24 protein-coding genes and 1 pseudogene are annotated in these 26,725 nt (G+C 43.9%); 3 read left to right on the top strand and 22 right to left on the bottom strand.

Going from position 1 to position 26,725, the window contains the following annotated elements:
• Window positions 1–361: 361 nt before the first annotated feature.
• Both ABC336_RS17850 and ABC336_RS17845 read right to left on the bottom strand, forming a co-directional pair.
• Window positions 362–4,333, bottom strand: a complete 3,972-nt coding sequence (locus ABC336_RS17850; protein ID WP_413239928.1) for a cadherin-like beta sandwich domain-containing protein — start codon at window positions 4,331–4,333, stop codon at window positions 362–364.
• A gap of 214 nt (window positions 4,334–4,547) precedes the next feature.
• Window positions 4,548–4,889 (bottom strand): annotated as a pseudogene (locus tag ABC336_RS17845) (UDP binding domain-containing protein); the annotation flags it as partial.
• 211 nt (window positions 4,890–5,100) lie between these two features.
• On the opposite strand from ABC336_RS17845, the gene ABC336_RS17840 reads away from it, so the two are divergent.
• Window positions 5,101–5,415, top strand: a complete 315-nt coding sequence (locus tag ABC336_RS17840) for a YfjL-like protein (RefSeq protein WP_413239927.1) — start codon at window positions 5,101–5,103, stop codon at window positions 5,413–5,415.
• Window positions 5,416–5,474: 59 nt separating this feature from the next.
• Window positions 5,475–5,858 carry a hypothetical protein gene (locus tag ABC336_RS17835; protein WP_413239926.1) on the top strand — a complete coding sequence of 128 codons (384 nt, stop codon included), beginning with the start codon at window positions 5,475–5,477 and terminating at the stop codon, window positions 5,856–5,858.
• 345 nt (window positions 5,859–6,203) lie between these two features.
• On the opposite strand, the gene ABC336_RS17830 is transcribed toward ABC336_RS17835, so the two are convergent.
• From ABC336_RS17830 to copZ, 7 genes are all read right to left on the bottom strand, one after another.
• On the bottom strand, window positions 6,204–6,794 hold the full coding sequence (locus ABC336_RS17830; RefSeq protein ID WP_413239925.1) for a YdhK family protein: 591 nt from the start codon (window positions 6,792–6,794) through the stop codon (window positions 6,204–6,206).
• 319 nt (window positions 6,795–7,113) lie between these two features.
• A complete protein-coding gene (locus ABC336_RS17825; RefSeq protein WP_413239924.1) occupies window positions 7,114–8,187 on the bottom strand; it encodes a sensor histidine kinase in 1,074 nt (357 codons plus the stop codon).
• Complete coding sequence (locus tag ABC336_RS17820) at window positions 8,184–8,876, bottom strand: response regulator (protein ID WP_413239923.1); 693 nt, start codon at window positions 8,874–8,876, stop codon at window positions 8,184–8,186. The genes ABC336_RS17825 and ABC336_RS17820 overlap by 4 nt, the downstream gene beginning before the upstream one ends.
• Window positions 8,854–9,507 (bottom strand): nitrite reductase, encoded by a 654-nt coding sequence (locus ABC336_RS17815; RefSeq protein WP_413239922.1) that lies wholly within the window; start codon window positions 9,505–9,507, stop codon window positions 8,854–8,856. The genes ABC336_RS17820 and ABC336_RS17815 overlap by 23 nt, the downstream gene beginning before the upstream one ends.
• Window positions 9,498–9,782, bottom strand: a complete 285-nt coding sequence (locus ABC336_RS17810) for a hypothetical protein (RefSeq protein WP_413239921.1) — start codon at window positions 9,780–9,782, stop codon at window positions 9,498–9,500. The genes ABC336_RS17815 and ABC336_RS17810 overlap by 10 nt, the downstream gene beginning before the upstream one ends.
• 2 nt (window positions 9,783–9,784) lie before the next feature.
• Window positions 9,785–12,211, bottom strand: coding sequence for a heavy metal translocating P-type ATPase (locus tag ABC336_RS17805; RefSeq protein WP_413239920.1), 2,427 nt, complete (start codon window positions 12,209–12,211; stop codon window positions 9,785–9,787).
• 88 nt (window positions 12,212–12,299) lie between these two features.
• The gene (gene copZ / locus ABC336_RS17800) at window positions 12,300–12,506 is read right to left on the bottom strand and encodes a copper chaperone CopZ (protein ID WP_413239919.1); all 207 of its coding nucleotides are present in this window, start codon (window positions 12,504–12,506) and stop codon (window positions 12,300–12,302) included.
• Window positions 12,507–12,732: 226 nt separating this feature from the next.
• Between copZ and ABC336_RS17795 the strand changes: the two genes are divergently transcribed.
• The gene (locus ABC336_RS17795) at window positions 12,733–13,062 is read left to right on the top strand and encodes a four-helix bundle copper-binding protein (protein ID WP_413239918.1); all 330 of its coding nucleotides are present in this window, start codon (window positions 12,733–12,735) and stop codon (window positions 13,060–13,062) included.
• Window positions 13,063–13,105: 43 nt separating this feature from the next.
• On the opposite strand, the gene ABC336_RS17790 is transcribed toward ABC336_RS17795, so the two are convergent.
• From ABC336_RS17790 to ABC336_RS17730, 13 genes are all read right to left on the bottom strand, one after another.
• Window positions 13,106–13,411 (bottom strand): metal-sensitive transcriptional regulator, encoded by a 306-nt coding sequence (locus tag ABC336_RS17790; protein WP_413242545.1) that lies wholly within the window; start codon window positions 13,409–13,411, stop codon window positions 13,106–13,108.
• Window positions 13,412–13,735: 324 nt separating this feature from the next.
• Window positions 13,736–14,902, bottom strand: coding sequence for a nucleotide sugar dehydrogenase (locus tag ABC336_RS17785; RefSeq protein WP_413239917.1), 1,167 nt, complete (start codon window positions 14,900–14,902; stop codon window positions 13,736–13,738).
• A 42-nt stretch (window positions 14,903–14,944) separates the two neighbouring features.
• The gene (gene galU / locus ABC336_RS17780; RefSeq protein WP_413239916.1) at window positions 14,945–15,826 is read right to left on the bottom strand and encodes a UTP--glucose-1-phosphate uridylyltransferase GalU; all 882 of its coding nucleotides are present in this window, start codon (window positions 15,824–15,826) and stop codon (window positions 14,945–14,947) included.
• Between the two features lie 138 nt (window positions 15,827–15,964).
• On the bottom strand, window positions 15,965–17,278 hold the full coding sequence (locus tag ABC336_RS17775) for a glycosyltransferase family protein (RefSeq protein WP_487247457.1): 1,314 nt from the start codon (window positions 17,276–17,278) through the stop codon (window positions 15,965–15,967).
• On the bottom strand, window positions 17,275–18,666 hold the full coding sequence (locus tag ABC336_RS17770; RefSeq protein WP_413239915.1) for an MATE family efflux transporter: 1,392 nt from the start codon (window positions 18,664–18,666) through the stop codon (window positions 17,275–17,277). Before ABC336_RS17770 ends, ABC336_RS17775 begins: the two co-directional genes overlap by 4 nt.
• A gap of 30 nt (window positions 18,667–18,696) precedes the next feature.
• Entirely contained in the window at window positions 18,697–20,067 is a 1,371-nt protein-coding gene (locus tag ABC336_RS17765) for a hypothetical protein (RefSeq protein WP_413239914.1), read from the bottom strand.
• 43 nt (window positions 20,068–20,110) lie between these two features.
• Window positions 20,111–20,980, bottom strand: coding sequence for a glycosyltransferase family 2 protein (locus ABC336_RS17760; RefSeq protein WP_413239913.1), 870 nt, complete (start codon window positions 20,978–20,980; stop codon window positions 20,111–20,113).
• 7 nt (window positions 20,981–20,987) lie between these two features.
• Entirely contained in the window at window positions 20,988–22,112 is a 1,125-nt protein-coding gene (gene wecB, locus ABC336_RS17755) for a non-hydrolyzing UDP-N-acetylglucosamine 2-epimerase (protein ID WP_413239912.1), read from the bottom strand.
• A 3-nt stretch (window positions 22,113–22,115) separates the two neighbouring features.
• Window positions 22,116–23,222, bottom strand: a complete 1,107-nt coding sequence (locus ABC336_RS17750; RefSeq protein WP_413239911.1) for a polysaccharide biosynthesis C-terminal domain-containing protein — start codon at window positions 23,220–23,222, stop codon at window positions 22,116–22,118.
• Window positions 23,219–24,241 carry a polysaccharide biosynthesis protein gene (locus ABC336_RS17745; RefSeq protein ID WP_413239910.1) on the bottom strand — a complete coding sequence of 341 codons (1,023 nt, stop codon included), beginning with the start codon at window positions 24,239–24,241 and terminating at the stop codon, window positions 23,219–23,221. The genes ABC336_RS17750 and ABC336_RS17745 overlap by 4 nt, the downstream gene beginning before the upstream one ends.
• Window positions 24,234–25,466: a glycosyltransferase family 4 protein gene (locus tag ABC336_RS17740; protein WP_413239909.1), complete on the bottom strand. Its 1,233-nt coding sequence runs from the start codon at window positions 25,464–25,466 to the stop codon at window positions 24,234–24,236. Before ABC336_RS17740 ends, ABC336_RS17745 begins: the two co-directional genes overlap by 8 nt.
• The gene (locus ABC336_RS17735) at window positions 25,466–26,083 is read right to left on the bottom strand and encodes an acetyltransferase (RefSeq protein ID WP_413239908.1); all 618 of its coding nucleotides are present in this window, start codon (window positions 26,081–26,083) and stop codon (window positions 25,466–25,468) included. The genes ABC336_RS17740 and ABC336_RS17735 overlap by 1 nt, the downstream gene beginning before the upstream one ends.
• Window positions 26,080–26,721: a sugar transferase gene (locus tag ABC336_RS17730; RefSeq protein ID WP_413242543.1), complete on the bottom strand. Its 642-nt coding sequence runs from the start codon at window positions 26,719–26,721 to the stop codon at window positions 26,080–26,082. The genes ABC336_RS17735 and ABC336_RS17730 overlap by 4 nt, the downstream gene beginning before the upstream one ends.
• Between the last annotated feature and the right edge of the window lie 4 nt (window positions 26,722–26,725).

Below are 26,725 nucleotides of genomic sequence, written 5' to 3'. Positions count from 1 at the left end.
CGGAGGGGTGGCTCACTCATCACCGGAATGGTGGCTCTATTTCATCGAAGTATGCTCAAAACCCTACTCGGAGCAGGCCCTACGGACACACGATCCGTTAAGTACTGGTTTTATGCCCGTTAGCACCCGATTACAGACCGATAACGGATCCTCTGTCCGCAAGCAGCTCTAAAAACACGCCCATGCTCGAAATAAGAGCTACTGTGTCCGTTCGTGAGCGAGTACTACCCTCAGCGGTCTTTTTCCATACTCCGTCGTCCTACCTATCTACATTTTAAGTGTTGCATCATTCCCTAAACAATGACAAAGAAGGAATCCCGTTCAGGATTCCTTCCGTGTAAAAAAGCTCCCTTTCAAAGCATCAATCGATGAATCCGATCGTCCGCAGCAAGCGGTCGATCATAGCGGCTGCTTCCGCTCGGGAGGTATTTTTTTTCGGCATAAGCTGGTTTTCCTCATTGCCTAAGATCAATCCAGCCTGTACCGCTTCGGCCATCGCGTGCTTCGCCCAGGACGAGATCAGATCGCTATCCTGATAAAAGGAGAGGTCCACATATACGTCTGGCTTCGACTGGATATTGGCGTATCGCATCGCCGACACGATCATAACGACCGTTTCTTCTCGGCTGATGTGCTCTTCGGGGCGGAACTTGCCGGTTCCGTCCCCCTGCACCATCCCTTCCCTGGCAGCTGCAGCCACCACGCTTGCGTACCAGTTTGCCGGGCTCACATCACTAAAGTGAGATTGTTCGGCCTTATCCGTCTGCAAACCCAGCGATCGGACCAGCATCGCTGTCATCTCCGCACGCGTGACCGACGTGTCCGGATCGAAACGCCCTTCGTCCTTACCATATACAATCAGCTTGGAGGCCAACCGTTTGATCACCTCTTCCGACCATATACCATCCACATCTACAAACGTTTTCGATTGGACCAGCACAGTTTCTATGCCGCCGGAACGGCTCTGTAACGTGGCTTCTGCACCATCGATCCGGGACGGCACGAATTGGAATGTCCCTTCCGGCAGATGATAACGGACCCCGGTCTGCTGATCCGGATCGCCAGCGGTGTTCAAAGCTAGCGTCTGGGAGACATACTGCGCGTAACGCTGCACGACCCGCTTGCCATCAGAAGTTATCACTGCCAGTTCCGTCTCAACCGGAACAGCAGCCAATCGTGCGCCGATCGCCGCCGCTGCTTGCTCCATCTCCTGCAAGATCGTTGGATCGACACGCCCAATGCGCAGCGTGACTTCGGTCACGCCGGCTGCATTGATCCCGGAAAATACGGATACCGGCAGGTCGTAAGCTGAGATAGAGGTCTGCAAACGCACCGTTCCTTCGGGGTTATAGGCCACAAGAGCCCGTATGGTCTGCGCAGGAATCGTCAGGTTCCAAGCGTCCAGAGAATTCCCCGGCTGCAAGCTGCCGCCATCCAATGCGATGACGTCCGTCAGCAAATCTCCCTGATCAAAGGTAAACGTGTGGGACGCGTTCTCCTCATTCGATAACGTCATGACATACTTTGTATCAACTGGCGTTTGGTCGTCTGTAGGAGGATTATCGTCTCCGTCCATGTCATCTTCGGAAGAATCATTGTCTTGGTTCGGAGGAATATGGTTACCACCTCCAGAAGATTCACTAGCTGCCCGCGTCACGGTGATCGTATAGGTCTTCGTCGTGTTGTCCTGCGCCGTCACCACCACGGTAACAGTGTTCGTGCCGACGTCCAGCGCGATCGGGTCCGAAGCGCTGCCGCTCGTTACCGCATTGCCATTAACCGTCACCGACGATGTCACGGCTTCCACGGTCGGCGTGACCTCGATTGCAGTCACGTTATTGGCCACGGAGACGCTATACCCTTCCGTTCCCGGAGCAAAGACGGGATCCAAACTGCCCTCACTCAGCGTCAAGCCACTCAGATTCGCATTGCTGGACGCGGCCCGCGTCACAGTGATCGTATACGTCTTGATCGAGTTATCCTCCGCCGTCACCACTACGGTGATCGCGTTCGCGCCGACATTCAGCGCGATCGGGTCAGAGGCGCTGCCGCTCGTTACCGTATCGTCATTGACCGTCACCGATGATGTACCGGCGTCCACGGTCGGTGTGACCTCGATTGTAGTCACGTTATTGGCCACGGAGACGCTATACCCTTCCGTTCCCGGAGCAAAGACGGGATCCAAACTGCCCTCACTCAGCGTCAAGCCGCTCAAATTCGCGTTGCTGGACGCGGCCCGCGTTACGGTGATCGTGTACGTCTTCGTCGTGCTGTCCTCCGCCGTTACTTCCACAGTGATCGTGTTCGCGGCGCCGACGTCCAGCGCAATCGGGTCAGAGGCGCTGCCGCTCGTTACCGCATTGCCATTAACCGTCACCGACGATGTCACGGCTTCCACGGTCGGCGTGACCTCGATTGCAGTCACGCTATTGGCCACGGAGACGCTATACCCTTCCGTTCCCGGAGCAAACGCGGGATCGAGATTGCCCGAACTCAGCATCAAGCCGCTCAAGTCTGCGTTGCTGGATGCTGCCCGTGTCACGATGACCGTATAGGTCTTCGTCGTGCTGTCCTGCGCCGTCACTTCCACGGATATCGTGTTCGTACCGACGTTCAGGGCGATTGGGTCGGAGGCGCTGCCGCTGGTCACTGGTTCGCCGTTGACCGTCACGGACGAGGTCCCGACAGCTGTTGTCGGCGTGACCTCGATCGCAGTCACGCTATTGGCAACGGAAGCGGTGTACGCCTCCGTGCCCGCTGCAAACGCGGGATCCAAACTGCCCTCACTCAGCGTCAAGCCACTCAGATTCGCATTGCTGGACGCGGCCCGCGTCACAGTGATCGTATACGTCTTGATCGAGTTATCCTCCGCCGTCACCACTACGGTGATCGCGTTCGCGCCGACATTCAGCGCGATCGGGTCAGAGGCGCTGCCGCTCGTTACCGTCTCACCATTGACTGTCACCGACGATGTACCGGCGTCCACGGTCGGCGTGACCTCGATTGCAGTCACGCTATTGGCCACTGAGACGCTATACCATTCCGTTCCCGGAGCAAACGCGGGATCCAGGCTGCCCTCGCTTAGCGCCAAGTCGCTCAAGTTCGCATTGCTGGAAGCGGCCCGCGTTACTTCAATCGTATAGGTCTTCGTCGTGCTGTCCTGCGCCGTCACTTCCACGGATATCGTGTTCGTACCGACGTTCAGGGCGATCGGATCAGAAGCGCTACCGCTAGTTACCGTCTCGCCGTTGACCGTCACCGACGATGTCCCGGCGCCCACGGTCGGTGTGACTTCGATTGTATTCACGCTATTGGCAACGGAAGCGGTATAGGTCTCCGTGCCGGATGCAAAGACGGGGTTCAAACTGCCTTCGCTCAGCGTCAGGCTAATTAGGTCAGTGAAGGCATAAAAGGTGTGTCCGTAATCCGCAGCATAATTTTGGGCCGAAGATGAAACATAGCTGAAAATGGTTAGATTAGCCGGGGGGGATTGATTACCCTCGAAAGCATGCGCTCTGATTATCGTATCCCTGCCATTGATTATCGCACTGGCCAGTTGTTGGTTATAGGAGAATGCATATTCTCCAATTTCCGTTATGCTGTCCGGGATCGTGATACTTGTAAAATTGTTTGCTTGAAATGCTCCACCTCCAATTGTCGTTACGCTATCCGGGATCGATATACTCGTCAAACTGTTATTCAAGAATGCACTATTCCCGATATACGTTAGACTATCCGGGAGGGTAACACTCGTCAAACTGTTATTCAAGAATGCATTTTCCCCGATATACGTTAGATTATCCGGGAAGGTGACACTGGTCAAATTGTTGTCACGGAATACATTAATTCCCATCGACGTTAGACTAGCCGGGATGGTGACGCTGGTCAGACTATTATTCATGAATGCACCATCACCAATCGTCGTCACACCCTCCGAAATCGTGACACTGGTTAGTGAATTGACAGCGAAAGCATTATTTGCAATCGTCGTCACACTTCCCGGGATGGTGACACTCGTCAAGTTGTTGTACGCGAAAGCCTGAACTCCAATAGTGTTTACACTGTCAGGAATGGTAACACTAGTTAGTCCCTTGCTTCTGAAAGCATCTAGCCCAAATCCAATGACCGTCAGCCCATTCAATGTCCCAGGTATGTCCACCTCCGTAGCCGTACCATTGTAGTCGGTAATCGTTGCCGTCCCGTCTCCATGATTCGTGTACGTATAATCACCGAAATTATCCGCCAGGACGGGTTGGCCGGGGGTAGAAATCGAGAAAACTAACAGGAAAACCAAAAAAAGGACGAACTTCGGTACAATCCTTTGCAAAACCATTCTCCTCCCTCAAACATTCGTATTTGTCTCCGGATACCAAGAGCCTTTCCTCACTATACTAGATCGCTATGAAAGAACTATGAAAGAATATGAAATCACATACAGGACCAGTTGAATGCGGGTCTAATGATTTCACCCGGCTCATGCACAACAAAAGAGGCCCTCACGCTGCGCAGCGCAAGAACCTCTAGTGAATGAACGATCTTCTCTCCAATCAGTCCCGGCTAAACAAATCCCGCGTATACACCTTCTCCACCACCTCCTCCAGGTCGCTCGACAGCCGGTTGGCGACGATGACATCGGAGATCTCCTTGAACAGGTTGAAATCATTGACGACACGCGAGTTGAAAAACGTCTCCTCCGTCAGCGCCGGCTCATAGACCACGACCTCGATCCCCTTGGCCTTGATGCGCTTCATCACACCCTGGATCGCCGACTGGCGGAAATTATCCGAATCCATCTTCATCGTCAGCCGGTAGATCCCCACGATCTTCGGACTGCGCCGCAAGATCATCTCGGCGATATGGTCCTTCCGGGTCCGGTTAGCCTCGACGCTGCGGGTGTTGAAGTAGTTACGCTCCGGGTCATCGGCGGTTGTTGATGAGATCGACCTTCTCCTGGATGATATCCAGGGCGATGATCCCGTTATACTGTGCCGGGCGAAGGTTAAACCTTTCTTCCTATATACTCATTTGAAATTTTAAAATGGAAGAAAAAAAGCGGGGGACTACTACTGTAAATCTTGTTTGAATGGCGGGGATAATCAAATGAGTAGAACGAGAAAGTCAATTTGGATCGTTTTCTTCATTTTATTAATCAGTTTTGTGATCTTTGTTTTTTTTGGCAACCCATTAAAATACTATACATTGAAAGGTGAGTTCGAACGGTATTTAGAAGAAAAATACAATCAAGAATTCATTGTTGAAAAAATCACTTTCGATATCATGCACAGAACCTATCATTCCAACGCAACGCCTAAAAACGAGCCAGAAATCCGTTTCTACATCGGTCAAAATAACATCACCAGAGAAATAGATGAAGCTTATGAGTTTGAAAAAGATAGACTTTCCAAAAATAATTAAGAACGATCCACTGTCTAACAAAAATAGCCTTTATAATCTCTAATCAAGGGAGTGGAGGGATGTTAAAACGAGTATTTGCAATAGTTATGGTTGTGGCCATTTTGATGATCCCTTCTTTTAAAACGCTGCTTAACATGTACATGAGCGGTTGGACTGCAACGTCCGTGAATGCCGATTCTTCTGGGGCTATCGATAAATTTAAAGATAGAATTATAAGTTCAAGACCACCATTAGTAATGTGGGACACGTTATCGTGGTTTCCCTGGGTGGATGCGGAGGTAAACTGGCATTGGCAGACAGGAAATGCGTACAGAACGTCTGGAGGAGTTTTTGAGTTCGGCGTTAAAGATCCCGATAACGGCTCTAACAATACTTCAACAACTTACTATTCCTGGGTAGATAATAGTGATGGCTTTATGTTCGTTTCGTATAAACAGTCATAAGCGAATCCCACTGCTTACCACACGTCCTACCCCCAGGCGAAGGCGTGACATGAGGATTTTTACAGTGCCGCGCCCGCACTAGAGATGAAGATGATGAACCAGCGCAGGGGATACAGCCGCTATCTCCTCCCCAATCGTCAGCCGACGGATGCTGCGGAAGATCCAGATGTCTTCTGTGGGGTTCATGGCAGCGCTCCATTGGGGTGGGATAACCTGCTACGATTGGGGCTCCTTCTGTTCTCCTGCGGCGATGGAGGGAAACAGCTCCCGATTATCCCACAGCTGCTGATTTTCACGATACCTAACGGATTTGACAAATCCGAACCCAGAGCCGGATGCCCGCTGCTAATAAGGTAACGCTAACTCTTCCTCCGTCACCCATTTATGGTTCTTCACTTCTTCACCGCTTGTTGTTGATGTGAAATCAACCATGTAGGCGGTAGTCTGCTCCGCAGAATCAATCGTCGCAGTAGCCCCTTCCATCCCCGTCATATGATCAGCTTCCAAAACAACTTCATCGCCGGGTTTAAACGGTTCACTGCTTGCATCCTTGATTTCTTCATGAACGACCCACTTATGGTCCGTCACGCGCTCACCGCCGGTTGTAGGGGTGTAAGAAACCGTGTATACCGTCGTGTCATAGGCACCGACTATCGCGGCTACGGCGTCCTCCATACCGCTCATATGCGCGTCTACAATGACAGCCTCGCTACCAACAGGAAATGTCGGATTGGAGGCAGGCTGTAGCCCTTCTGGAACCTCGCCTGAGCTTGAATGGTCCATGTCGGCGTGGCCATCATGCCCACCATTCTGCACACCACCGTTCGGGTTATTCGTTTCATTAGTTGTCCTATTTGGTGCTTCGTTATTACCATTACCACATGCACTTAGCACCAGTGTAGCAGCCAGACAAAGTAAAAGCAGTGATTTCCTCATTTTTCCACTCCTTATGTTATGTCTCGTAACTCCCAAAGTCTCCCCCTATTCCTATCCAGTCATGCAAATGGAATTCATTTTTGCAAACGAGACTTATCCATTAATTATATAAACTTGCCCATCGACTTTTCTGCCACCGGGCGCCTCGCAGATACATACGTTTTTGCCCAATAACTTTGAGACAGTTCACTACCGGTTACTCCTCTGCTACTGGAGGAATGCGCGAACTTCCCCACACAAAAAAGGCCTATACCACCCTTTCGTTTTTTGCTACACACCAAATCTACCTTACACTTTTGAAGAACTTGTGTAGATTCATTTATAGAAGTTTTGGAAGTCGAATTGTAAATTTTGTTCCTTGCTCGCTTTCTACGTTAATGTGTCCACCGTGAGCTGTAATGAGTTGTTTCACAATGGTTAACCCCAGACCGCTCCCACCCGTATTGCGACTTCGCGATTTATCTGCACGGTAAAACCGCTCAAACACATTGGGAAGGTCTTCAGAAGGAATTCCATCACCAGAATCCTCAACTACAATCTCAATTCCACCATAAGCTTCTTTAGCTGAAATGCTTACATGACCCTGTGCGGATGTAAATTTGAGTGCATTGCTTAACAAGTTCACAAAAACCTGAATCATCCGGTCTTGATCCATGAGTACTCTAATTTCCGAACCGACTGAATAATTCAGGTGGACGCGCTTCTCTCGATAAGATGCATCGACTATATTCACAGCCCGTTCAATGACTTTCGCAAGTCGTTCTTCCTTGCGCACCAATTGAAAACCTGGCGATTCAAGTTGCGTTAAATCTTCCAGTTCGGCAACCAAATCGGTTAAGCGTTCAATTTCAATATAACACGTATGGATACGTGAGGGCGTAGGCTCCCAAATTCCGTCTTTAAGAGCCCTCACATGGCTTTTAAGCGTCGTTAATGGCGTTCGAAGCTCATGGGCAATGTTTTCCGTCATTGTCACTCTCAATTGCTCCTGGTGCTTTAATTGAGCAGCCAAGGTGTTAATGGACGCTCCCAGTTCAGCTAATTCATCTTTGCCAGCAAGCGAAACCCGTGCATGCCAATCTCCCACCGTCATCTGCTCTGCCACATGTTTCATGTGCACCAACGGTGACGAGATCCGTTTTGCTACATATATGCCCAGCACAATGGCCAATACGATCGATACCACGCATGTCCATAAAATCGTTTGCAAGAGTGCTAATTCCAAATGGTAGTTTAACTCGGTTACATCATGACTTACTACAGCGGCTTGCGACTGATACATCTGGAAATGATAATGCATAGTGAAAATCAGACTCACACTAGAAACAAACACAATCCCTGCAGTGATGCCAATAATAATAAGCGCGAACCTCATATAGAGCCGCCGATTCATCGTAATCCACCTGCAAAACGATACCCAAATCCATATACAGTAACAACGTAAACTGGATTCTTCGGATCGTTTTCAATTTTATACCGCAGATTTTTTACATGCTGATCAATGGTACGGATATCCCCTTCAAAGTCATGGCCTAATACGCGTTCAATTAGCTCGTCCCTTGAAAAGGAGCGCTGTGGATATTTGGCAAGGACAAGCAAAATCTTGTATTCATTTGGCGTCAGACTTACACAATTACCTGAGTGGAAAACTTGCTGCTTTAATGAATCAATGATCAGTTCGCCCCGATTAAACGACATTCGATCTGCCAGAAGCACATCATCATCTGCACGCCGTAATATGGTGCGGACCCTCGCTACGACTTCTCTGGGATCAAATGGCTTGATTACATAATCATCGGCTCCCACTGCTAACCCCTTAATTCGATTGTTCTGGGATACTTTAGCGGTAAGCATTAAAATCGGAACGGAATGGAATTGCCGGATCGCCTCACACACGCGCTCGCCCTCCATGTCCGGTAACATTAGATCCAAAATCACAAAATCTACCACCTGATTTTGCACACATTCGATGGCTTCACGACCTGTCTCAACATCAATTGTTCGAAAGCCCTCATTTTGCAAGTAAGAGCCAATCACTTCACGAATATTCGCTTCGTCATCAACGATTAAAATGGTCTTCATGTCGCTCCCTACCATTTCTTGAGTGGTTTCGTAATCGATCTAGCGTTATACGATCCGTATACCGTGCATAAGTTTCTTTCTTCTTACCGTTTTGTTGGTAATCTTGAATTAAGCGCATAAGAACAGGAGTCAGCTGATCAGCAGTAAGCCCGGAAAACAGAAGTTTTGCGAGCCGCGCTTTAAGCCCTTTAGCTTCGCCACCGACATAAAGATCAAACGTATCTCTCATTTTCACAACTGATATGTCTTTCAACAGTGGCTCACTTGTTCCAAGGGCACAACCAGCATAGCCAATTTTAATTGGACTCGGCACGGGATGACCAGCTACAGCTCGGTCTAGCGTTTTCGCAATGTCCAAGCCGGCTTCTTGTTCGCCCCTACAAAAATTGCAAGCGATTAGATTTTTCGTGTAGAAGCAGGCTTCTTGGATATCCAGCCCTGCTGTCCTTAATTGGGCTTTGATGTCCTCTAGTTTCTCTTCTTCTACAGCGACATAGAGCTGTTTAAATGGCGTCATTTCAATTTGTGCGTCATCGCCTACAATCTCCCCCAACAAGGCAAGCTGTTGTGGCTGAAATAGTGTGCCGCCTACACCAAAACCAGGTGTTACAGCAAATTTTTTCAGAGGCATGTGGATTTCACGCCTCTCACGCTTATGATAACCTTTTGATCGTTATAGGTGACGTCAACCTCCACGTCGGATTCACCATGGTGATGCCCGTGACCCTGTTGGTTATGCGCGTGATGATCTCTCTCTTCTTCCTCCTCGAGACGATTTGGAGCGGCATGGCCATCGTGATCCAGCTCGCCGCTTGCCAGTGGATTTAGCCCTGTCACGATACTGTACCCTGCAACCACGATGACCACGTAGACCAGGCCAAAGGAAATCCATTTTTTAATAGACATCTTCATCGGCCTCCTCTCAGTTTCAACCGCTGTAAGCGAAGCGCATTGAGTACAACCGATACGGAACTGAAGGCCATCGCCGCACCGGCTACCCAGGGAGCCAATAACCCGATCGCGGCAACGGGAATGGACGCGGTATTATAGAAGAAAGCAAAGAACAGGTTCTGTTTGATATTGCGCATCGTTTTGGCACTGATCTGTACACTGTCGGCCACGCTGTGCAAATCCCCACGCATCAGTGTAACATCGGCTGCTTCAATGGCGACGTCCGTCCCGGTGCCCATGGCCATGCCGATATCGGCGACTGCCAGCGCAGGCGCGTCATTCACGCCGTCTCCGACCATAGCGACTTTTTTGCCTTCCTGTTGAAGCTTCCTTATTTCATCCGCTTTTTGTTCCGGGACGACTTCTGCGATTACCCGGTCGATTCCGACCTGTTTGGCGATCGCTTGTGCAGTGCGCTGGTTATCTCCTGTCAGCATGATAACTTCCAGACCAAGCTCATGCATTCTTTCGATGGCTGCTTTCGATGTGTCTTTCACCGTATCCGCAACTGCAATCACACCAGCCAATTGATCGTCCACACCGATCAGCATGGCGGTTTTGCCATCCGACTCGAGCTGTGACATCGTGATTTCTACGGAAGCGGCATCAATATTTTGTTTTTGCATGAACTTACGGGTGCCCACAAAAACCTTTCTTCCACCCATAGCCGCTTGAATGCCGTAGCCCGGGATGGCTTCAAAAGAATCCGCCTCTGTGATTTGGATCCCCCTTGCTTTGGCCCCGTTGACGATGGCTTCCGCCAGCGGATGCTCTGAGCCGTTTTCAGCGGAGGCGACCAGGGCAAGCACTTCTTCTTCAGCGAAACCCTGTTCCGGAAAAACGTCGGTTAATGCAGGTTTACCTTTGGTAACCGTCCCCGTCTTATCCAGAACAATCGTGTTGATGTTTCGAGTATTCTCCAAGTGTTCTCCGCCTTTGAATAGCACGCCCAATTCAGCAGCTCTTCCCGATCCGGCCATAACCGATGTGGGGGTCGCCAAGCCAAGCGCGCACGGACAAGCGATAACCAAAATTGTGATTGCCGGTACCAGGGCAGACCGCACATCGCCAGGTTCAACAATAAAATACCAGACAAAGGCCGTTGCGATCGCGATTCCCACGACAATCGGGACAAAAATGCCGGATACCCGGTCTGCGACACGTTGAATATCTGCTTTACTGCCCTGCGCTTCCTCGACGACTTTCACAATTTGAGCAAGGGCGGTGTCTTTCCCAACCTTAGTAGCCTGTAGCGTCAAAATTCCATTTTTGTTCATGGTTGAGCCGATGGCGACATCACCCGGCTTTTTATCGACGGGGATACTCTCGCCCGTAATCATGGATTCATCAACAGCAGATTGTCCCTTCAGGATCTTACCATCCACGGGAATTTTCTCGCCTGGACGCACCATGATCGTATCGCCTACCATGACTTCTTCAATCGCAATTTCGTGCTCTTCTCCGTCTCGTATAACGCGAGCGGTTTTTGCCTGCATGCCTAGCAGCTTCTGGATAGCCTGACCGGTTCTGCCTTTGGCGCGGACTTCAAATAGCTTTCCGAGAATGACCAACGTAATAATCACAGCTGCGGCTTCAAAGTAGAGTTCAGGCATACCGACCTGTCCTTGTGCCTGCCACTCATAGCCGAGGAAGATACTGTACAAAAACGCGACGGATGTACCCAAGGCAACCAGAACATCCATGTTGGCACTGCCATTTCGCAAGGCTTTGTACGCTCCCTTGTAAAATTGGGCCCCGACAATGAATTGCACCGGCGTCGCTAACGCTAGCTGCACCCAGGGATTCATGAACATATCCGGCGAATAAATAAATGAGGTAAATTCAAAGTGTGTCACCATTGTCCACAATAAGGGCAACGTCAATATCGCGGAGAAAAGAAATTTTCCCGTTTGGTGACGGATTTCTTCTTCTTTACTGTTGGCCGTTTCCTCTTTGGATGTTTGAATTTTCAGGGTATATCCAAGCTTTTTCACGGATTCGACCATATCGTTAACCGTCACTTGATTTTTATCATAATCGACGGTGGCATTCTCTAGAGCAAAGTTAACGACAGCCTGCGACACGCCATCGATTTTATTCAATCGTTTTTCAATTCTCGTTGCACAGGCAGCGCAGGTCATGCCGGTTATATCAAAGGTTTGTTTATCATGTCGTACATGATAACCTAATTTCTCAATTTTCTCTTCGACGGCTTTCACATTGGTTTTGTCCGGATCATACACAACCCGCGTTCTCTCAATAGCGAAGTTGACGTTCGCACTAACGACACCTTCGATTTTGTTCAAGCCTTTTTCGATCTTGTTCGCGCACGCGGCACAAGTCATGCCTTGGATGTCCAAGCTCACTTCTTTACTCGATTCCACTGTCCTTCACCTCACAGCATACCCACCCGGGGTATGCATTTTTTAAAAAGGGGATCGTGCCCCAAAGGACACGATCTCTTCTGTTTGTTTAAGCTACTTCGTAGCCTTGTTCTTCAATAACTTCCGTTATGGCTTGAAGATTTACTTGATCGCCATTAAAGGTGACATCTACTTTTCCTTCCTGCAGATGCACTTTGACCGCACTCACCCCGTCCAGCTTGCCGACCTCGCCTTCGATGGAATTGACGCAATGTCCGCAGGACATACCTTGTACAGTTAAAGTTACTTGTTCCATTTTTAACGCCTCCATTTTTATTAGATGATTAGACAATACTATACCCCCTTACCCTATGTCAATGTATATCGAAAGAAAATACTGTATCTTCTTCAGCACTTTTCAACGTCACTGTTCTTTTTCCCCTTGAAGTTGCCGTTGCATACCTTAAGACAGCAAAGTGATTTGATTATAGGAAACGGGGGTATACTATACTGGAGCCTATAAAATGAAGGAGTGACTATCCATGCATGAACAATTCAAGACGTGTATCGAAGAATGTCTGAGATGTATGCAGGAATGTAATCACTGTTTTGATGCTTGTCTGAAGGAAGATAACGTGAATATGATGGTTGATTGTATCCGTCTTGATCGCGAGTGTGCAGATATTTGTGCGATGGCAGCAGCGGCGATGTCTAGGAATAGTCCATTTGCAAAAGAGATCTGCCGTTTGTGCGCTGAGATCTGCGAGGCTTGCGGAAATGAATGTGCTAAGCATGAACACCATGAGCATTGCAAGCGCTGTGCAGAAGCCTGTTTCCGCTGTGCGGAAGCTTGCCGTAAGATGGCAGCTTAAACTAAAAAGGGGGAGTCTTTTTATCAATTATCCCCCTATTCCCTTATTTAATTAGCTTGTTAACTGTCGTTAGCAGTTCATCCAGCACTTCATGATCACCCTCTTCAATGCGTTCAATGACACAGCTTTTCAAATGATGCTCTAAAAGCTGCTTTCCCAGACCATTGAGAGCCGATTGAATCGAAGCAATTTGATTCAATACATCATCACAATACGTATCACGCTCGATTAACCCTTTAACCCCACGTACTTGGCCTTCAATTCGGTTCAATCGATGAATTAGACCTTTCTTTGTTTTCTCTGAGTGATGACTTTTCCGCTCGGTTGAGCATGTATGGTCACATGACATAGATTCAAGTATGGTTTGATCCAATGAAATCAACTCCTTTGTATACACATTAACATACCCCCTCACCCTATGTAAAGAACAGCAATCCAAACTATGAACATAAGGAAGGAGTGAATAATGAATGGTACAGTGACAAAGATCATGGTACGCTAGCCAGGCCAGATTGAAAGCTAAATCCAAGGAACTTGCGGTCCCCACGGTCGGTCTTTCCTTTCCTCATTATACCAGCTAATCGCCCTCGTCCCAGCGAAACACAAAAAAGAGGCTCTCAGTTCAACAAATCCAAGAGCCTCTCACGAACAAATGCAAATGCTATCCTCATCCTTAGTCCCGGCTAAACAAATCCCGCGTATAAACCTTCTCCACCACATCCTCCAGGTCGCTCGACAGCCGGTTGGCGACGATGACATCGGAGATCTCCTTGAACAGGTTGAAATCATTGACGACCCGCGAGTTGAAGAACGTCTCCTCCGTCAGGGCCGGCTCGTAGACCACGACCTCGATCCCCTTCGCCTTGATGCGCTTCATCACGCCCTGGATCGCCGACTGGCGGAAATTATCCGAATCCATCTTCATCGTCAGCCGGTAGATCCCCACGATCTTTGGACTGCGCTGCAGGATCATCTCGGCGATATGGTCCTTCCGCGTCCGGTTGGCCTCGACGATGGCCCCCATGATGTTGTTTGGTACATCCTCGTAGTTGGCCAGGAGTTGTTTCGTATCCTTGGGCAGGCAGTAACCGCCGTAACCAAAGGAAGGATTGTTATAGTGCGTCCCGATGCGCGGGTCGAGCCCCACCCCGTCGATGATCTGCTGCGTGTTGAGACCCCGCACCTCAGCATACGAGTCCAGCTCATTGAAGAAGGCGACACGCATCGCCAGATACGTATTGGCAAAAAGCTTGATCGCCTCGGCCTCAGTCGAGCCGCTGAACAGGACGTCGATGTCCTCTTTCTTCGCCCCCTGCACCAGCAGATCCGCGAACCGCCGTGCACGCTCCGACTGCTCGCCGACGACGATCCGCGACGGATAGAGATTATCGTGCAGCGCCTTGCCTTCCCGCAGGAACTCCGGCGAGAAGATGATATTCTCCGTCTCGAACTTCTCCCGGACCTTCTCCGTATAGCCGACGGGAACCGTAGACTTGATCACCATCACCGCATCAGGGTTGATCGACAGCACGCTGGCGATGACCGCCTCGACGCTGCGGGTGTTGAAGTAGTTGCGCTCCGGGTCATAATTGGTCGGCGTGGAGATGATGACATACTCCGCATCCTTGAACGCCAGATAGTTGTCCGTCGTCGCCGTCAGCTGCAGCTCCTCCTGCGACAGGAAGGTCTCGATATCGGGATCGATGATCGGCGAGCGGCGGTTGTTGATCATATCCACCTTCTCCTGGATGATATCCAGGGCGATGACCTCGTTGTGCTGCGCCAGGAGCACCGCATTGGAGAGGCCGACATAGCCGGTACCGGCGATTGTAATCTTCACGTGCGCGTCACTCCTCGCTCTATAGGTAGTTGTGGGCTTTCATCAGAATGCCCCTTGGTCATGCAGCTGTCTCAGGTACTGGGCGACCTCGTCCCGCAGGTCTTCACGCTGGAGCGCGAAATCGAGCGTCGCCTTCACGAATCCGAACTTGTCCCCCACATCATAACGGCGGCCTTCGAAATGATAGGCCAGGACAGCCTGCGTCCGATTGAGCTGATTGATCGCATCCGTCAGCTGGATCTCGCCGCCCGCGCCTGCAGGAAGCGAAGCGAGGATGCCAAAGATCTCCGGCCGCAGCACATAGCGCCCCATGATCGCATAGTTGGATGGCGCATCATCGGGCTGCGGCTTCTCCACCAGCGCCTGGACGTTGAGCACGCGGGGCTCGATCTCCTGCCCCTTCGGATCGATGATCCCATACTTGGACACCTCTGCCCCCTCGACAGGCTGCACCCCGACCACGGACGAATGATACCGGTCGAACACCTCGATCATCTGCTTCAGGCACGGCGTAGGCGACTGGATGATATCATCCCCCAGCAGCACCGCGAACGGCTCATGGCCGATGAAGGAGCTGGCGCAGGCGATCGCGTGACCCAGTCCGAGCGCTTCCTTCTGGCGGATATAGTGGATATTGGCCATATTGGAGATGGCGGCCACTTCCTCCAGCAGATCGTGCTTGCCCTTCTTCAGCAGCGTCTCCTCCAGCTCATACGACTTGTCGAAATGATCCTCGATCGCACGCTTGCTCCGCCCGCTGATGATGATGATATCCTCGATCCCAGAGGCGATAGCCTCCTCCACGATATACTGGATGGTCGGCTTGTCCACGATCGGCAGCATCTCTTTGGGCTGCGCCTTGGTGGCCGGCAAGAAGCGTGTCCCCAGGCCGGCGGCTGGGATGATGGCTTTGCGGATTTTCATGGTTCACCTCTAGCGGTTTAATTAATGTCAGATGAATATGTATGATTAACAACTCAAAATTTTTTCACTAGAAAAACTTTGAATCCCATTTAAATCGCAAGAAGTTCATTCCAGTGTTAAGGAAAGATTATGCGTGTATCACGCAAGCTCTCCTCTTTTTTTAGTACTATTTATAATTAAATCTGCAGTCCATTCTGGGGTAGCATTAATAAATAGTTTTTTAATTTCCTTGAATTGTATATCAGTACAATCTTTATTCCCTATTATAAACTCGATTAGTTTTGAGACATCTTCTTCTTTTATATCTTTTTGCTGCTTAATGCAAATTGACTTAGGATATAATTCAAGCAAATCTATTATAGGATCTTGATCCTTATGGTACATATGAATAATCGGCTTACCCAGCGCCATATATTCATAAATTTTGCTTGGAGTTTGAGTAATATCAAAATTACCTATAGACATAAGGAAGTCGCTAGCCTTCAAAGCTGCATACGCACTATCGGTATTAACACTACCATGGTTATAAATATTGACTGGATTATTGTCCACGTATTTTCTTATTATCTCATCGCAATCACCTTTTGAGTAAATATGAAACACGATGCTTTTATTAGTACTAGTAATTCTTTCAATGATTTTTAATGTGTACAAAGGGGACCGATTCTTCCGATTCAAAGCACCTGCATATACGATATTTACTTTATCATTGTCATAGTTAACAACTTTCCCACTTTTTATTTCGGTTAAAGCCGGAATGTTAGTAAAAGTGATTCCCCCCATGTGATCTGGAAAGTTTTCAGATAAATGATTTTTCCAATCAAATGTTGCAAAAACCTTATTACTTTCAATCAGAACCCTTTTCTCAAGATTTAGGTGTGACTTTAACTTCAATCGTTTGTTCCAACTAGTTCTATGAAGTGTTTCGCTAACACTAAACTTATCAAATAAATAAGGAATAACTGATACAGCTCTGTTGTATTTCTGTTTATACGCCAACGCTGCATAGATAGCCTCAAAAGGAAAACAAAAAGGAATAATTACATCAATTGGATCCTTAATTTTATTTAGTGCTTCCAGAAATTCTTGATGGTATGTTTTTTTGATATTCCGTTTAGAAAATATTGAGTTTGCATACCTTGTTAGTTGAATAACTCTCAGTAAAGCCAAATGAATTTTCTTTTTTAACTTTCCGCTTTCTTCGTCACTAAGTACGTGATTTATTCTATTCCTTATTTTATGTTCAGTTGTTTCTATACGTATGATCCTCTGTGAATCAACAATTTCCTCAGTAGGCAAGTTCACGATGCTTTTATAACAAATAACAGTGATATCAGTCTTTGATTTTAAAACTTCTATTATCTTTTTGGCGCAAAGTCCATTTGCTGAGTAATTCGGGTAGTAATCACCTAACATAAATACATAATGAGGTTTTTTTGAAATCATCTTCACCGCCAATCAATCTCTTTTTTAACAATATATTTTGTTACATACATTAAAACAAATAATAAATAAAGAACCAAACAAACATATATGTTCAGTAAACTTGTCAGGACTACAAACAAAACTAAAAACAAGAGTTCACTGAAAATCTTGTTTGAATTTTCAATTTCAATAAGTTTCCTTAAAAACACTTCTGATTTATAACATCTCCAAACCATGATTAATAGTGTGGAGATAGCTATATACCATACACTTAAGGTAAATGAGTATAAAATAGGAGCTAGTATTGAAAACACCACTAGTCCGATAATGTTCGTCTTCATTACCTCTAATTCCTGTCTTAAAACTTTAAAGAATGTGTTTATTAATAGCTGCATTTTTGCTTGTACAATAATAATACAAAACAAAATGTTTAAATAGTTCAAAACAGGCGAGTAATCTGGCAATAATTTATTGACGACGAGTATAGAGCAAAAGTAAACAATAGGAACTAGATAACTAATTAATCTTAGAACTTCATTTATTTTATTAAAGTAACTGGGGTAATCTAACTCCTCCAGTCGTTTTAGAGTAGGGTATGCAATTAAACTTACTGATGTAATAAAGACCAAAACAAAATTAGTGATTGTAATACCAAAAGAATAATAAGCAAATTCATTAATATTACCCATCATTTCAACTATGAATCTTCCTACTCCTAATATTAACATGCCCGACAGCTGTGCTATCATCAGCATAATTCCTACTGATACATTATCGATATATTCTCGGAAAGCTAGTTTAAATTTGCTATTTGGCCCTACCCATAATTCTTTACTAAGATATATCATTAGTATTACAACAATTATTTTAAATATAATGTCAGCATAAATTATAATCTTCAAATCAAATATTTCAAAATACAAGAATAAAAATGACGATATTAAAAACAAAAGCTTTGGGATTACAAGAAACAAACTGAATTCTTTCATTTTGTTTGTTATTTGAAATATATATACCAGAACTCCATTCAAACCCATAATTATAATGTTTAAACTCACTGCATATAGTACGAAACTTTTCATTGAACTATCCTCGAATAAGGACAGGAAATAAAACAAAAGAGTGAAAACTACTAAAACCAAAACATGTATCCGAGTAGAAGTCCTCAATTTCCCAAAAGGCAAGGAATTATAATCATAACTTCCATATCTCAAATAAATACCATCATTAAATCCTAGTGCAAATACACCTACATAAGAAGCGTAAAATAAATACAATTGCCAGAACCCGAAATCTTCAACACTTAAAATCATTGGTATAACTATAGAACTAAACAAGCCAAAAAACATGGTCAGCACTTGTGCAAAAAATACAAACTTAAAATTTCTTAAGGACTTTTTGATAATTAGATTCATATTTACTCTTTTTCCCTATCAGTTCTCTTTTTATTTGTTAGAAAAATTATTTTTGTTCAATCTTTTGATAAACCAGAGAAAGTTCATTACCCAAAAAGTCATAAAAGTTGAAGGTGTAGATAAAATTTGATTATTAGCTGAAAAATAAAAAAATGAGCTTACAATTAAACATAATAAAATTGATGCAACAGGATCTCTTAAGACAAGGCTCCTATAAAAAACATTAGCAAAATATTTTCCTATAAAAAACATTAAAAATAACACGCCAAAAAATGAAATATCGTTTGCTAACCACGTGTGAATACTATGCCAGTTTAATTCTGAATGCCATCCTTTATGTGCAATTCGAGATTGATAACTATATTGACTTAAGTTAACATTAAAAATTTGTTCCAAGTTCACTAACAAGAAGTTCGAATTACCTAAGCCAAACATCGGAACGAAAGGCTCATCTAGTGTTAATGAAAGTCCATAGTAACCTTGAGTCAAATATACCGACACGTAAACCATCAATGGTTTAATATTATCTGGGGTTATTTTCATAATTGGTGTATCATAACTTACACCAGTTCCATTGGTAATGTTTGAAAGCGTTTCGAAATTGCTATTAATCCTGGAAGATATATTGTTAGAGAATAGATACAAACCCATAATTAAAACTATAGATATTAATAGAATTACTCTTACTCTTTTTTTCTTCGGTATAGTCTTCTCTTGGAAATGAGTAACCTTATATTGCCATCGTCTTAGCATTGTTACTGTTGCAACTATAATAATCAAGTCAATTATACCTTTATTGGTACCTATTGAAACCCAAGTAACAATTTCTAAAACAATTATTAAGGAAGCCAGCAACTTATTAACCATACTCAACTTTTTGAAATATATAATCGTTAGAGGGATGACTGGCCATGTGATTGGCGATAACAGTGTATATATTGGCGCAAGAACATTACCTCCAAACGCATTCTCATTAGCAAATTTAGAATTATATTGAGAACCAGCATCAACCAACCCATTTATAAAACTCGTCATAATATAATCCAATGAAATGGCAGTGGAACCAATTACTCTAATTAAAAAAAGAAAAGATATTATTAATTTAATTATAACAACAAAAGGAATTATTTTTAAAACAAATTTTTCATCCAAAATATAGTAGTTACTTGCTTTCTCATTGCCGTTAAATTTAACGATCTTGTTGATAGTAGATTTATAACCGAGAAAAATTAATAAATTTGACATTATTAAATATGTGTATAGCAAGATTGAATTTTGAGTGTTCCAAGTCATTGGACCCCATTTGTATAAAACAAGCAATCCAAAGAGGTAAATCATTAGATAATTAATTGGTTTATTAAGAATTCTTCTAATCTCTATTTCGTTAGGAGCCAATCCCACTTTTTAATTTGCCCCCTTTTGTATTTGAACAATCATCTGCACTCTACTTTCTTGTTGCTGAGATTTTAAACAACAAATATGGTATAACATAAAATGCTTTCGAGATTTTTTCTACAAGATCTTCATTTAGGCGAAATATATTTGTTGCTTTGTTTATTATTGCACTAAATATCGAAGCGATTTTGTATCCCATTTTAACGTTAAAAGGCAACATTTTCAAAACCCTTTGATTAGTCTTGATGTTTTCCCATGTCAGGGATTTATCACTTAATTGAACTTTTGCACGAAAACCTGCATTAGTTCCTCTGATTCTGAATTTAGAAAAAACTCCATTTATAGTACCTAAAGGAAAGCGCTCCGCTAGTTTCCTATAAAAATCACCATCTTGGCCATAACGTCTGTTAAGAGGAAAATATATTTTATTTTTATCAATTGCACTTTTCAACACAATAAAACAGGATGTTTGAACCTTAAAGGAAATAAAACAGCTTCTAAAAACATTGCCATTGTAAATAGAAGTATCAATTATCTTGGATCTATCATTATTCTCCCAAAACATTATATACGAGTGTTGAGACCAAACATATCCTTCCTTTTCCATAAAGGAAATTTGAGTTGAGAGCTTATTAGGGAGCCAAATATCATCTGAGTCTAAAAACGCTATATATTTCCCCTTAGATTTCTCCATTCCTAAATTTCGAGCTGATGAAGGCCCTCCATTTTCCTTGAATAAGTAGGTGATGTTAATTTTGAATTCATTCAGTAAACATTCTAAATTGTCCTTTGACCCATCATTAACTAGGATTACTTCGAGATTATCATAATCTTGTTTTTCTACACTTTCTAAAGCTTCAATAAGCCAATTTACATGTGAAAAATATGGTATAACAACACTTACCAATGGCTTTTTCATTCTATACTCATTTCCCCCATACATGCCGATTCACATAATCCGTATACGATAATAAAATTCTAAGAACTTTTTCTGAAACATTGGGCGCCGAATAATCTTGAACAACAAGTAGATCATTATTATGTTGATTCTCTAGTACCTCTAGCCCTTGCATTATTCTATCTTTATTTAAACCCACCATCATTACGGAAGCTTCTTCCATAGCTTCCGGTCTTTCATGGGCTCGTCGTATATTAAGAGCTCTAAAGTTAAGGATAGATGACTCCTCACTAATAGTTCCACTGTCACTAAGAACTGCTTTAGACATTATTTGAAGCTTTACGTAGTCATTAAAGCCTAAAGGTTTCATCGTTCTAACCAAATGATAAAATTTAATTCCTTTCAAATCAATCATTTTTCTAGTTCTAGGATGCGTACTAAAAACCACAGGCATATTAAACTTTTCCGCTACTGCATTTATACTAACAACTAAATCCATAAAATTTCTTTCTGAACTGATATTCTCCTCTCTATGAGCAGAAACAACAAAGTATTTTTTTTTCTCAAGTTCTAATCTCTCCAAAATATCTGACTTTTCAATGTCTTTCTTCCTTGAATTAAGAACTTCAAACATTGGACTACCAGTTTTGATTATTCTGTCTGCTGGAATTCCTTCTTTTAAAAGATACTCTCTTGCGATATCGCTATAGGTGAGATTAATATCTGATATATGATCCACAATCTTCCTATTCGTCTCTTCAGGCACCCTTTGATCGAAACACCTATTCCCTGCTTCCATATGAAAAATAGGAATTTGTCGTCTTTTTGCTGCAATTGCGCACAAGCAACTATTTGTATCTCCTAGTACCAAGAAAGCATCCGGTTTAACTTCTTCAAGGACAGGATCAATCTTCACTAATATATTCCCTATTGTCTCCACTGCTGTTCCTGAAGCGGCATTGAGGAAATAATCCGGTCTCTTCAAGTTGAAATCATTAAAAAAAACTTCATTCAATTCATAATCATAGTTTTGACCTGTATGTACTAATATGTGGTCTATGGCAGCAGATCCTTCTAACTTAGCTATTACAGATGATAATCTTATGATTTCCGGCCTGGTCCCCACTACTGTCATAACCTTTAGCTTATTCATACTTTATACCTCCATAAAATAGGTGTCCGGGGCCGTTGGATTAAAGTATTCATTGGCCCACATCACCGTAACCATATCTGACTGGCCAAGGTTCTCTATATTGTGTGTGTATCCAGGGGGGATATCCACTACTTCAAGCTTTTCTCCACTCACAAAGTATTCAACTACCTCTTCCGTGTCAATTTTTCTAAATCTTATCACACCATGTCCACTTACAACGAGGAACTTCTCAGTTTTTGTTTGGTGCCAATGATTACCTTTTACAATATTAGGTTTTGATATATTAATTGACACTTGACCTCTATCAATAGATTTCATAAACTCCGTAAATGATCCTCGATGATCAACATTCATTTTCAGAGCATAATTGAATTGATCTTTAGGAAGATAGCTTAGATATGTACTATATAGCTTTTTAGTAAATTGATTTGAAACATCAATCACTTCCAAATCCTCTCGGCTTTTCTTGAATGAATAAATAGCATCCGCTATTTGAGATAATGCAACTCTATATTGTGTCTCCACTTTCTGATAAGTATTATTGGGCATATTCTCTCGAGTCAGGCATGCTATAAACTCATTTATAACATCATCAATGTAGACTAAGCTCAATTCATGCTCAGGATTATTGATCACAATAGGCTTGCCACAAGCAATATTACTGCAAAAGGTAGCAACCACACTATTGTAGTTTGGTTTACACCACTTCCCAAAAACATTCGGCAAACGATATATGAACGTATTAGCCCCTGTTTCTTTCCCATATTGAATCATTATATCTTCACTTGCTTTTTTGCTTTTACCATAGTCATTATCTAGCGCTGCCTGGATTGATGAAGTAATCAAGAACGGACACGAGTTGTGATTATCTTTAAATATAGCAAGTAGTTTTCTTGTAAATTCATAATTCCCCATCATAAACTCAGACGAATGCTCTGGACGATTAACACCTGCAAGATGATATACGAATCGTGTCGACTTACAATACTCAATGATCTGTTGCTCTGTGGTCTCTCTCGTTACTTCATAAACCTCATAATTACGGGCCTTCAGCTCTGCGATTAAATTTTTTCCGATAAACCCCCTTGCACCAGTCACCATGATATTCATCCTTGATTCCATCCTTTCAGTTCGTTTTGGACATAATCAAGCATAAGTAAACGATCTTTAATTTGTTCTACATTTAACCGTTGTGTATTGTGGGAGTTATACTCTTCTTCTCTAGATAGATTCATATCACCTTCGATAAAATACTTGTCATAGTTAAGATCTCTTTTATCGGCTGGAACACGATAGAATCCGCCCATATCCTCCGCAACAATATGTTCTTCTCTCGTTAACAGCGTCTCAAAAATTTTCTCTCCATGCCTTGTACCAATAACCCTGATTTCGTTATTCGCATTAAACAGCTCTTTAATTGCTTGAGCCAGGTCACCAATCGTCGATGCGGGGGACTTCTGCACCATAATGTCACCTGCATTGGCATTTTGAAATGCAAATACAACCAACTCTACGGCCTCATCCAGATTCATCAGGAATCTAGTCATTTCTGGATCAGTCACAGTCAAAGGTTCATTGTTTTTGATTTGTTCAATGAAAAGAGGAATAACGGATCCTCTTGAAGCCATTACATTTCCGTAACGCGTACCACAAATCAAGGTTCTATCCGAATCAACCGCCTGTGATTTGGCAACAAACACCTTCTCCATCATAGCTTTTGATATCCCCATGGCATTTATAGGATATGCCGCTTTATCCGTCGAGAGACAAATCACCTTTTTCACTCCACATTCGATTGCTGCATTAAGTACATTATCTGTTCCGATAATATTCGTCTTTACGGCCTCTAACGGAAAGAATTCACAAGAAGGAACTTGTTTCAAAGCTGCTGCATGAAAAACATAATCAACGCCGTACATCGCATTTTTTATGCTATTCTCATCTCTTACATCAGCAATATAGAATTTTAATTTTGAATCTTTATATACCTTCCTCATATCATCTTGCTTCTTTTCGTCTCGAGAACAAATCCTTATTTCTTTTATATTAGTATGTAAAAATCGTTTCATGACAGCATTGCCAAAGGAACCTGTCCCGCCTGTTATTAAAAGAGTTTTGCCTTCAAACATTTGATATCACATCTTTCACTTTAAAATGTTTCATTATAATGTCGTATGAGTGTCGGGCCAAATAGTGCTTCTCTAAATACGCTCTGGAATTAGCCCCTAGTTGCACTCGTTGGGTATCATCACACAATCCAAGGACATTCTTGCTAAATCCCTTCACATCCCCACTCTCGTTCCACATACCAAAGCTACCGCCAGTTATGATCTCTCTGAGATCTGTATTTACATCCGTTGCTGCCAATACAGGCATCGAAGCCTCCATATAGGATAGCAGTCGAGATGGGATGTTCGGAATTGTAAATCGCTTGTCCAAAAAGATAAGCCCAACATCGCAAGAAGCAACGAGCAGTTCATACTCTTCTTTCGGAAGATGCTGAATTAGTAAAGCATTTCTAGGATTACTCTCATCGAAGAACTTTTGCAACTGCTTATACTCCGTTCCCGAACCAACAATTAAAAAGAAGGCGCGCTCATTATTCCGATTATCCTTGATGCAGTCAATTACAAATTTTACTCCTTGCGGCTTGCCTAGATTACCTCCGTAAATAAAAACCGTCTTTCCATAGGGTATATGATACTTCTCCCTCATTTTTTCAGGCATACGAGTCAGATTGTAACTTGGCTCAATACTATTTGGACAGACTTCCACAATTTTATTGTGCAATTCGGGATTGTTTCTCAGAAGATAATGTATATTACCCTTAGACATACAACCTATATAATCAGAGACATGGTACATTTTCTTTTCTTTATTCCTAAAATAACGGTAAGCTATACCTCTTAATCCGTTTTGTCTTAGCATGCCAAGATCGACCGCATTCTGTGGAAATATATCTTTTAATAGTAGATATGAACGTGCACCATCTCTCTTTTTTATATAAGAAACTGCTCTTTGCAATGTCACGGGTGGAGTAGAATAAAGAATTAAGTCATACATTTCTGAAGAATAATATCTTTTTATGGCTTTCATGAAAAGGAACTCTAGCGCTAAAGTAGAGATGCCCTTTTCTATCAGATTAGTCTTTTGAATATTTCCAATGCGGAGCTTTAAGATTTTAGTATTTCCATCAGTAACCATATGAGTAGATTGATGCTTTCTCCTCTCTATGGGAGAAATCACATGAACAATATGTCCATTATTTGCAAATTGCCTTAAAAGATCCGTGTAAATACCCTTTTCATGCAAGCTTGAAAAGTCTAGTAATGTGAGAAATAGTACTTTCATCATTATTTAACTCTCCTTGCGGGGATTCCTACATACGTTCCGGGTTCTGTTAAAACCCTAATCACAACCGCCCCGGCCCCTATCACACAGTTCTCCGATATAGAGACACCATTATTTACTAATGACCCTATCCCTAGCCATGTTCTTCTACCAATCTGTACAGTCCCAGCAAGATGCACACCAGGTGAAAGATGTCCAAAGTCGCCCACTATACAGTCATGATCTATTGTTGATGAGGTATTTATAATACTTCCTTTTCCTATTTTCGTAGAACAATTAATAATTGCTCCAGCCATAATAACACTACCCTCACCGATACTTATTTCAGAGCCTAAAATTGCTTTGGGATGGATAAGAACAGGAATAGTTGCCCCTACCTGTGCAAGCCGCATCTGAATACTTTCTCGCAAGTAATTATCTCCTATACCCACGACCATGTCATATTCATTTACATAATCATCAAGTTCATCCGTCCTAGCGATAACTTGAAAGCCAAGTTGCTTACCTGACAATCGATCATCTGCAAATACGATTTGTTCCCACTTTCCCATAAGAAATGCTATATCAGCGAGGACCTTTGCGTGTCCACCTGCACCAACAATTAAAAGCTTCTTTTTCATAAGCCCAATTCCTTTTGGGAGCCTTGAAATGGTTCCATGGTTACAGCTGTGGCACTGCTAATACCATCTCGGATAAGAACTTTTTTCAACGTCAAGAGTATGATAAAGAGATCACTTCTAAGGTTGACCTTATCGACATATCTTACATCGAGTTCAAACTTCTCCTCCCAACTAATCGCATTACGACCACTAATCTGCGCAAGCCCGGACAGCCCCGGCCTCACATGATGTCTCTTCTTTTGCTTTTCATTGTACAACGGTAAATATTGCACCAGCAGAGGTCGCGGACCAACAAATGACATGTCGCCTTTTAGAATGTTGATTAGCTCGGGGAGCTCATCCAACGAAGTGGAACGCAGGAATTTACCAAATCTGGTGAGTCGAAGCTGATCAGATAACAATTCACCGTGCACGTCGCGCTCATCTGTCATCGTGCGAAATTTATACATTTTGAATATCTTCTCCTGATACCCCGGCCGCTCTTGGACGAATAATATTGGACTGCCCAGCTTGGTTCGCACAAGGATCGCCACCACCAGAAACACTGGAATAAGCAGGATTAGGGCTAATGCAGCCAAAGAGAAATCGAAAATTCGCTTTCCATATTTCCCATACCAACCTAATGGATTCGTGCCTATTGTC

It is taken from the genome of Paenibacillus jepli (assembly GCF_047238105.1).
Lineage (GTDB): Bacteria > Bacillota > Bacilli > Paenibacillales > Paenibacillaceae > Paenibacillus_D.
Note: the sequence above shows the minus strand (reverse complement) of the source record. Positions and strands in the feature narration are given on the sequence as shown.